The sequence below is a fragment of the Nitrosomonas aestuarii genome, from assembly GCF_003046585.1.
Taxonomy (GTDB): domain Bacteria; phylum Pseudomonadota; class Gammaproteobacteria; order Burkholderiales; family Nitrosomonadaceae; genus Nitrosomonas; species Nitrosomonas aestuarii.
In genome coordinates this window covers 268,421-277,377 of record NZ_QAAE01000004.1, presented here as the reverse complement: position 1 = coordinate 277,377, position 8,957 = coordinate 268,421, and the positions used below count along the sequence as shown (strand labels likewise).

Genomic DNA, 8,957 nt, shown 5'->3' with positions numbered 1-8,957 from the left:
TTCTGCCTTCAACAATTTTAGCAATTATATCAACGGTGAGTTGAGCTTTAGAATCCATCACAATCATCCTCAACATGCCTCCAGTATTCAAAAAAAGAACACTAACAAACATGTAAAAAGAGACCGACAGCTTCCCTTGGTAATTAGCGATTACGACAGAATCGCTTGGTAATTAAGATACGACAAAGTCGCTTGGTGTTAACAATCTTAGCTGTATTAGCTCAAACTTCATCAGACAGGTGCCTGCTTTGATTAGGTATCCTTCCTTATAGATTTAATTTAAATTTCTTGTCATTCATTTGATTTGCCATCAAGCGGTGTACAGAACTGGCCCAGTCGCCCCGGAGGCTTATTAATTTGAGTCAGGTTATATCAGTTAACGCTTTCCACTGGTAATAATATGTCATTCCGAATTTTTTCAATGGAATATATCCATTTGCTTCCAATAACCGGCGATTGTTGAATCAGTCAACCTGCTTCGTCGTAACAAATTCATTTCATCAATAGTACAACCATGGGCCGCCTGACCCTGTTGTATATTCTGTTATTTTTTCGTGCTTATGCGACGAGAGAGCGTTCTGTTTCGTGTCAGTTATCATGACCGATCTTTGAGTGCATTGATCATTTGCTGATCGTAGTACCCATTTGTGCAAATTCACAACAGTAGGGGCAATTTTAGGTATCATCAATTCCCGTGCGGTTCTCCACGCCGTTATTCCTCTTGGTGTTCATATGGCAGTCGGACAATTTGTGTCAGAATCTTCTGTGACTAGCCTGCTTTTTCGCTACGTATACACGTAAGAATAGCGTGTCCCTGAACACCCGAAACGATTCATTAATAAAGTGTCAGATTAAGTATGAATATATTTTGTTTTTTCTTTTCCTTTGTGATAGAGTGGTTATTATGAGGGAGAGGTTAAACTGTTTTATTTATGTGAAATTAGAAATTGAACCCGGAATGTCAGTGTAATAAACATTTTGAGAATTCGTATTCCATGGTTTACTGCACAAGTGGTTTTTAGAAAGAATTTTTAGGAGTAAAGATGATGGAAAAAATGATGCATATTGACGACACAATATACGATCTGACTTTGTCAGGACAGCAAGGTTATGATTCATTGAGTCTTTCTAGCTCTAGTGAGATGGGCGAGTCAATGGGTGTCGGCTTAACTACTTACGATCTTACCTTGACGAAGAAATTTACAGATACCGGTCTGCCGACCTTGGAAGTGACGGCCGGTGCAGAGGATAATGGCCTGACAATCTGTGACCTTGCACTAATGCCGAATTGACTGTATGGGTTTGTGTTAGTACAACAGCAGAATTTACTTGCTGTTATTCAAAGTGACCATGCCCAAACAGTGAGCAGTACAATGACTGGCTCAAATCTGATCTGACAGTTTGCGCTTTTTCAAAGTGTCAGCCGTTAGATTTGAGCTTAATCTTGTTGTTTGGTCCAAATTATTACCTTTTTCCAGCAATAATTGCAAAGTGTCCACATCAGCGCATTATTCTTTGGTGAATCTCATGCATTGTTGTAAGTATTTCGTGTTGGACAGCAAAGCACTTTTCGGGATTCTTTGTTTTTAGTCCTGCCAAATTTTACGAAGAAAAGCATACCATGAACTGGGAGCCTTTACCCTGTGTGCTTTCAAAAGATACAGTCCATTCATAACGCTCACAAATACGTTGCACGATTGCTAAACCCAGCCCGATTCTGTTCGCGTTCCCTGAACTATGTTTAACATAACCTTTGAATATCTGAGCCTGGGTAGCGTCATCTATTCCTCTTCCTGTGTCCGTCACTATTAACTGATTAGCTGTTAATGATATTGTAATAGTGCCCCGCTCGGTATAACGAAATGCATTGCGTACCAGATTCGCAACCAAAACACTGAGAATGCCCGGCTGTGCTGAAACTTTTAATGGCTCCTTTTCCTCGATGATCACTTTAACAGGTTTGTCGTTCAGCCAAATACGTTGTTGATCAATTACCTTCTGTACTATTGCGTTCATATCGCAAACAGCATCAATATATTTTACCGATTTGTTGCTGATTTGAGCTAATACTAAAAAGGTTTCAATCAATTCAGACATTTCGTCAACGGCGCGTTGAATACGCTGGATGCGGGTGTGATCTTTTGGAGTTAAGCCTGTTCTTGCGGACAGGATCTGTGTCGCTAAAGCGATGCTGGTTACTTGCGTTCGTAACTCATGGCTCACGTTGCTGGCAAACTCTTTTTCACGAATCAACAGATGCTGCAATTGTTCCTGGTAGTGTTGTAATTCACTTGCTAGATCACCAATTTCATCGTTGTCGAATTCAGTTAGATTTAAAGACTTATCTGGATCGTTTCTGGACGCTGTGACCTGATTGGCGAGTTGTTTGATAGGACGCATGATTTGATGGGACGTACCCCAGGCGATAAAAAGTGCGATTATCAGTATGGCGATCGAGCACAGCCCAACCAGACGGACGAAATCTCGTTCGAGGTTGCGGATATTCGTGTCATCAAATTTTACAACGTAACGCATATTGTCAAAATGTTTGACTAGAACACGGTAATCCCGGTCTTCATGTGTCAAGTCATGCGTGCCTTGAGAAAGATTCCTGGTATATGGGAGCCTGTTTCTCAGATCATCAAGCGGTATAGCATATATGCTCTTTGTGCGTGAGCGGTAAAACAAACGGGGTACTTGATCGGTTTCTGTTTGTTGCAGAAAATGTGTAAGTTCATCAGACAGTATGTCATCGAGCATGCGTATCTGGGTTGATTTAAAAACAGCAATCAGGCTCAATCCAATGATCGACGTTAGTAAAATTCCGTACAGAAAAAAAGCAAAAGTGATGCGCTGAGCAATGCGATTAGTCGTCTTCTGCATTTTTATTCGTCAATATATAACCGAATCCACGCACGGTGTGTAAAAGCTGTCGATCAAATGGCTTGTCAATAAGTTGGCGTAAATTCGAAAGATGTGTTCGCAATGCATCGCTATCGGGTGGATCATCCTGCCAGACTGCGTATTCAAGTTCTTCGCGTTTGATGACGCGATGCGGGTTTTGCATCAGAAACTGAATCAGCCGGAATTGCACTGGGTTGAGCGTGATCTGTTTTCCCGAGCGGGTTACTTCGTGCGCATCAGTATCTAGCGTGAGATCGCCTACGCGCAATTTTGTTGCCGGCAAACGGGTGACGCGCTCAGACAACACTTTAACGCGTGCTGCCAGTTCTTTTAATGCAAAGGGTTTTACCAGATAGTCGTCGGCACCGGATTTGAAGCCTTCCAGTTTTTGCTCGAGTGAATTGCGGGCAGTCAGCATAAGTATCGGTACTGTCCGTTGTGCATCTTGACGAAGCCTGCGGCATAGGTCGACGCCATCAATGCCTGGCAAGCCTAAGTCCAAAATAATAACGTCGTAATCTTTTGTGGCTGCCAAATGTAAGCCCGTTATTCCATCGCTCGCCGCATCAATGGTATACCCGGATGTTTCCAAATAGTCATAAATGCTGGCAGCGATATCCTGAATGTCTGCTACAATAAGTATATTCATCAATGCACTCCTAATGTTTCATTATCATATAATCATATGATTCCAAGTAGCGATAGATACCGGCGGTGCTCACTAAAATGGATTCTATGATCAAAATATGCATGAATGCACTTTTTAGTTTTTTATTTGTTATTGACAGTATTCATCACTGATTTAAGTATAGCTAACACTTTGTCAAATTATTGTAAAGCCATTAATGATATAAAGGCTGTTCTTGGAACCGGGCCGCGCCGCCTTAACACTGCCTTTGTTGAGCGGTTGGTTGGAAACAGCCATGAAATCAAGAAAAAAAGTGTCATGGTCCAAATCATGTTGCATGCTCAGGTGCGAAATATCCCGGGGGGAAAGTATGCTTAATCATACGAAACCATGACACGTGATATAAAAACATGCTTGTTTTGTTTTAAAGCAGTTCAAGTTAGTTCACAGGTAACGCTTGGATCACCGCCGTTGTGAGCATTATATATACCGGAATGCCGATAGTGACATTGTAGGTGAATGTCAAACCGAGTGATGCAGCCAGTGGCAAGGTGGGGCTTGCTTCTGGTATGGCAATCCGCTGGACTGCTGGTACGGCGATATATGATGCTGCTCCTGACAAAACTGCAAAAAGTACATAGGTACCTACCTCAAATGGTTGGTCTAAAAACATACTGTACCCATGTGCCACCATGATACCGAACGTTGCAAATACGTTTGGCGCAATGAGTGCAAATGCAATAAATCCTTTTCCTCCGAGCTTCAGGTCTTTGAGTCGTGAACAAGCCGTCATTCCCATCTCGAGTAAGAACAGGCACAGTACGCCTTGAAACAGTACAACAAAAAATTTATCGTTTGCTTCGGTAACATGTACCCCCTGTAACCGGGAGACGTAACCAATAACGATACCGCCGAACAACAAGTAGAGTCCCGGATTGAAAAAGATTTCATGCAAGACTTTTTTACTGAAAATCGGTTGCGATTGACCGTGGTGTTTTACTTCCTTGACTTTGCCTGAAATAGGATCATATCCAGGTTCTCCAGGCATCGTGCCATTTTCATCCATCACTCCTGAATGGCGCATTTTCGAGACCAGATAAAGTGCGACCAGGCAGCCCGGGATTTCCATCACGGCAAGCATGACCGGCATATATGCCGCATAGGCAATATTGGCGGTTACCAATACGCCAACAGCAGTAACATAAGTTCCCGCCGAATCCGAACCGTAATAACCAGCTACGGTTGCCGCATCAATTTTCCTCAGTCGTGTCATGTTGCGAAGTGCATAGTAGGCCGCGATACCGATGATGAAATTGGAAGTAAAACCGATGAGCATGAATCCGACCGCATCTGATAAATTGTCTGGCGTGAGTTCGGCAAGTTCTTCACCACCATGCCACCCAATCGCGATTAATAAATATATTGTCAAGGCTTTATAAAGTGCGGGCGGGAACTCAAGCGGCACTTTGAGTATTGGAATGAGAAATCCAAGATAGAAGAAAAGTAGTATTGGTTTGAATAGGTTATGTGTAAAGTTGTATATGAACTGGTCTAATAAATCCATGATAATTGTTCCTTATATTATTCCTTATGCAAAATATCAAACTGTCGGTTTAAGAAAGTGCAAAAACATCAGGCCTTAAGGAGATAACACAGCCATAGACGCGAATTTTTTTGTTGACCTGCTCTAAATACCTTAATGCACTGAAATAAGTCCTGATTCAATTGCTGCATCTTTCTTGTTGACAGGCTAATATGACAAGTATCAAAGAAGCGTTAACGGTATGTTAAAAACACGTTAAATCTAGTGTGATCTGGAGGTGTGAGAATGTATGAATACGTTATTATTTTAATAACATATTGAAAATAAATAACATAATATGTTAAGCGAACATTAATTAAATCGGAAAAATTGTTAAATGTATTAACAAATGCTTTGAATCCGGGTTTCATTTGTACGCGAAGCATTTCATACTAAAAGCTGGCTAAACCCAGGGATAAATTCAGGTTGTTGATGGTCTTGTTGATGAATTTGATCCCAAGCTGTCGATTCAAACAACAATTGGTGAAAATTGGGATTAAATTGTGGAGACCTGATTCTTTTCTGATCGGCACGCAATAAGTTAGCAACTGTCTTTATTGATGGGCCATCAGAAAAGAATCAGGCATGGCTAGAAATAATTTGAATTCGTATTGCTCAACAAACGTTAAAACCTCTCCATATTTTTAACGGATTGTTAAAATTTGAAGGTAAGCATGGTGTATCCAAAGTTTGTATCCTGTGTGCCCGGGGTTTGGGCTATTCTTTTAAAGTAAGATCCCTTGAATAAATGTGTAAAGCCAACATCCAGACTCATGCGTTTTAAAAAACTGGTTTGAGGGTCCCATCTCAAATTGAGATCAAACAGATTTCCCAGGAAGCTTCCGGCCTGACCTGTTGGGTCTTGCAGGCCACTGCCGACAAATGCGGCATTCTTGTCAGCCAGCCAGAATGCGCGATGAGACATCATGATCCTGACAGTAGGCGTTGGTGAGACAGTCGCTCGAAAACCTGCAGGCGAAAAAATATTAGAAGGGAAGAAAATACCCAGGATACCCGTTGGTCCAAATTCAACGCGGCGTTTTGCATACAAAAAATCAAAATTCTTACGTGGATCTTTATTACCCGATGAATAGTCAAATAGATAAATGAGCCGGGTAGGCCATGTCGTGTTGAAGCTATATCCAATCTCTCCGTGATGACGGTGTGCAAAATAATTGGATTCGTCTACTGCACCAAATTGATACATGGATTCAATTTCATAGTCCAGTTTGCCCTTTGATGGCGTGGCAAAGAGTCTGAAACCCGTCGTAGAAATTTCACGCTTTCTTCCTTTGTTACCTTCGTTAAGTTGAAACCAATATAAATCCGCGTTTGCCCATGCGAGATTCCGGTTTGTAATTTGTGCGCCCGAGAAATAGGTTTCAGGCGTATTCCAATCCAGCTTTGTTGGCTCCCGATTCACAGGTCGAGTGCCAAATATTCTAAGACCCCATCCGGTCTGGTCATTTCCCAGTCTAAATTGCATGCCATCAAATGTCGGTGTCAATGTGCCCCAACGATGACCAGCTACCAAACGGCCTTCGCCAAAATCCAGTATCATGCGTCCGACTTCAAACTGTGCAGCATGACCTGTCCCCAAAAAGTTGTTGGTTACCAGATCAACATGCAGTTGCGTAAAATCAAAATGATTGGCAAAAACGTTTGAACGGTCTTGGCCATGATGCGCCATCGGAGCACGCATGTCTGTGAGTTCAAGCGTAAACCGAAGTGGGTCTAGAATTTTTTCGATTTCAAATAAGAATCTTGTTCTCTGATGGATTTGTTCATTATCGCCGGGAATGGCACTGGTAAAACCGTTATCAAACGTTTCATAACGTGTTCTGTGCTCGATAGCGATATTAAGCCAGTCCGGTGCCATGGCTGCAAGCGGTGTTTTATGTTCCTCCATAAGTCTGGTTAATCGATCAAAATCGCCGAGAAAGAAACCTGCAGTTTCCGCTCCATGTAATGCGGAAGCGGAAACCGCAGGTGGAGTCGCAGCGAGCAGTGTGTGTTCCTTGATAACTATCGATTTTTTTGAATTCTTTTTTTTCGTAGTTTCAACTTCATTGGCTAATGTGGTATTGATCCATACGCAACATAAAATAAACGAAATCATCAAATACATTCTATGTGGCTTTTTTGGTCTCATGTATTGGCCCCCATTATGATTAGTTGTGAAAAATAAAAAGGGCCAAGTCTCAGAAGCATGAGCGAATAAAATAATTCTCTGTTCATCGCTATCTGTTTTCTACGTGAAACATCTTTTTATAAATTCCGGCGCATTGCATCAAACAAACTGAAGCCCTTTGATTAATTGCTTTCGTCGCTAGCTTAATGTCGTCAGTATCAAAAAAATGTTAAATCTTTGCTAACAAGGTGTTAATCCAGATAGATTTGACTTTGGAAATCGGGAATTCAAGGTGAAGAGAGTGTTTGCCAGGTGTGATCCGGAATATCTGACATGTACACAATTTTTGGCTTTGGGTGGCCGAATCGAAGGGCTGAAAAGTCAACTTTTGTTATAGTTTGTTCGATCCACGGAGTCCAAAAAAACATTCCGGGTCTCGACGATCGGCCGCACTCACTGCCGCTAATCCGCGACCGAATCTGTTTTAACTGTTGTAATCTCTTTGGTAATATTTTCCAAACCGACTTCGATTTCGGTGTGAGAAGTGGTGTTTCAAATTTTGGTTTCGCCACAGAAAGCTATGCTTGACACCACTTTTTCACATCATTCCTGGGTGCCCATTTCATTACCTGTTTAGTTCATAAAAGAGGTTATGTCACAAAGAATTGTCGAATGTGATTAAAGGAGTTATTGATTTTAGGGTGTTGCGAATATTTAATTAATCCAGTTTTCGTGTGTTTTTGTAATCAGTAATAGAATCCTTATGATTAACAGTTCAATGAACAAAAACAAATAATATATTGTGATCAACAGCTCTGTCTGGCGTTTTATCTTGCTTGGTATAAACCATAAAATGGATGCCTCCATGAAGGACCATGGTAATCAATAAACCTCTAGAAATATCAGCCTGATAGACTCAGCCACCTGTTATGACTGTGAGCATCAGCGTGTAAGGACCATAATGTGTGACATGCACGACCCCGGCAATCATTTTGTAGCCAATAAAGGTTATAGTCGCTGTCAATGCAAACTTCAGCAAAGTATTTAGATGCTACGTATTGAAGAGCAACGATTATCATTGTTTTTTATCTGAAAGTCGTTACAATCAATGCAACTGTGTTGCGATATCATGTTAGCGCTAATCCATTGATTTAACTACATGCCGAATACCTATGTAAGTGCAGCAGAAGCAATGATTCGTAAGGAAGGTGGCCGGGCTACTGATAGCCGGGTAAGAATTCTTGCCTTATTGCTAGCTGAAGACCAGGCGATTACGCACCGTGAAATTGAAACGCGCATGTCCGGTCAGCAGCTTGATCGCGTTACGTTGTACCGTGTATTACAATGGCTCGCGGATCGGGGCTTAATTCACAAGATTTCAAGCGATGATCATGTATGGCGATTTCATGTCAATCATGCTGCTTATGCACACCAGCATGCGCACTTTAAGTGCACGAATTGTGCCAAGGTTGTTTGCTTGGAAGATTTGGCATCGGGACGTCAGTCAGAGCGTCTTTTGACATTGCCGGCAGGCTATCGATTCCAAGCGATTGAGTTAACGATCAAGGGTTTGTGCGCAAAATGTGTTTGAGTGAATAGTTTGTAAGTGTTGATTGTGTCAGTTGATACAGATAATCGGCCGTAATCATTGACAGGGTCGGCGCCAGCGTGATCAGTCACGCGTCGGTTTTCTAAGGATAATTTAGCCATTT

At 41.8% G+C, this 8,957-nt stretch carries 7 protein-coding genes; 3 read left to right on the top strand and 4 right to left on the bottom strand.

Features of this window, described 5'->3' with window-relative positions:
- Window positions 1–1,043 precede the first annotated feature (1,043 nt).
- On the top strand, window positions 1,044–1,292 hold the full coding sequence (locus C8R11_RS05730; RefSeq protein ID WP_107794852.1) for a hypothetical protein: 249 nt from the start codon (window positions 1,044–1,046) through the stop codon (window positions 1,290–1,292).
- Between the two features lie 310 nt (window positions 1,293–1,602).
- Here the strand turns inward: C8R11_RS05730 and C8R11_RS05725 are convergent, their stop codons facing one another.
- Both C8R11_RS05725 and C8R11_RS05720 read right to left on the bottom strand, forming a co-directional pair.
- Window positions 1,603–2,883, bottom strand: coding sequence for a HAMP domain-containing sensor histidine kinase (locus C8R11_RS05725; protein ID WP_107794851.1), 1,281 nt, complete (start codon window positions 2,881–2,883; stop codon window positions 1,603–1,605).
- The gene (locus C8R11_RS05720) at window positions 2,867–3,553 is read right to left on the bottom strand and encodes a response regulator transcription factor (protein ID WP_107794850.1); all 687 of its coding nucleotides are present in this window, start codon (window positions 3,551–3,553) and stop codon (window positions 2,867–2,869) included. Before C8R11_RS05720 ends, C8R11_RS05725 begins: the two co-directional genes overlap by 17 nt.
- A gap of 171 nt (window positions 3,554–3,724) precedes the next feature.
- Here C8R11_RS05720 and C8R11_RS15895 point away from each other — a divergent pair, with 171 nt between their 5' ends.
- Window positions 3,725–3,910 (top strand): hypothetical protein, encoded by a 186-nt coding sequence (locus tag C8R11_RS15895; RefSeq protein ID WP_146159081.1) that lies wholly within the window; start codon window positions 3,725–3,727, stop codon window positions 3,908–3,910.
- A 61-nt stretch (window positions 3,911–3,971) separates the two neighbouring features.
- Here the strand turns inward: C8R11_RS15895 and C8R11_RS05715 are convergent, their stop codons facing one another.
- Together C8R11_RS05715 and C8R11_RS05710 are read right to left on the bottom strand one after the other, a co-directional pair.
- The gene (locus C8R11_RS05715) at window positions 3,972–5,096 is read right to left on the bottom strand and encodes a sodium-dependent bicarbonate transport family permease (protein WP_107794849.1); all 1,125 of its coding nucleotides are present in this window, start codon (window positions 5,094–5,096) and stop codon (window positions 3,972–3,974) included.
- Window positions 5,097–5,769: 673 nt separating this feature from the next.
- The gene (locus C8R11_RS05710; protein WP_107794848.1) at window positions 5,770–7,266 is read right to left on the bottom strand and encodes an alginate export family protein; all 1,497 of its coding nucleotides are present in this window, start codon (window positions 7,264–7,266) and stop codon (window positions 5,770–5,772) included.
- Window positions 7,267–8,404: 1,138 nt separating this feature from the next.
- Here C8R11_RS05710 and C8R11_RS05705 point away from each other — a divergent pair.
- Window positions 8,405–8,836: a Fur family transcriptional regulator gene (locus C8R11_RS05705; RefSeq protein ID WP_107794847.1), complete on the top strand. Its 432-nt coding sequence runs from the start codon at window positions 8,405–8,407 to the stop codon at window positions 8,834–8,836.
- Window positions 8,837–8,957: the final 121 nt, after the last annotated feature.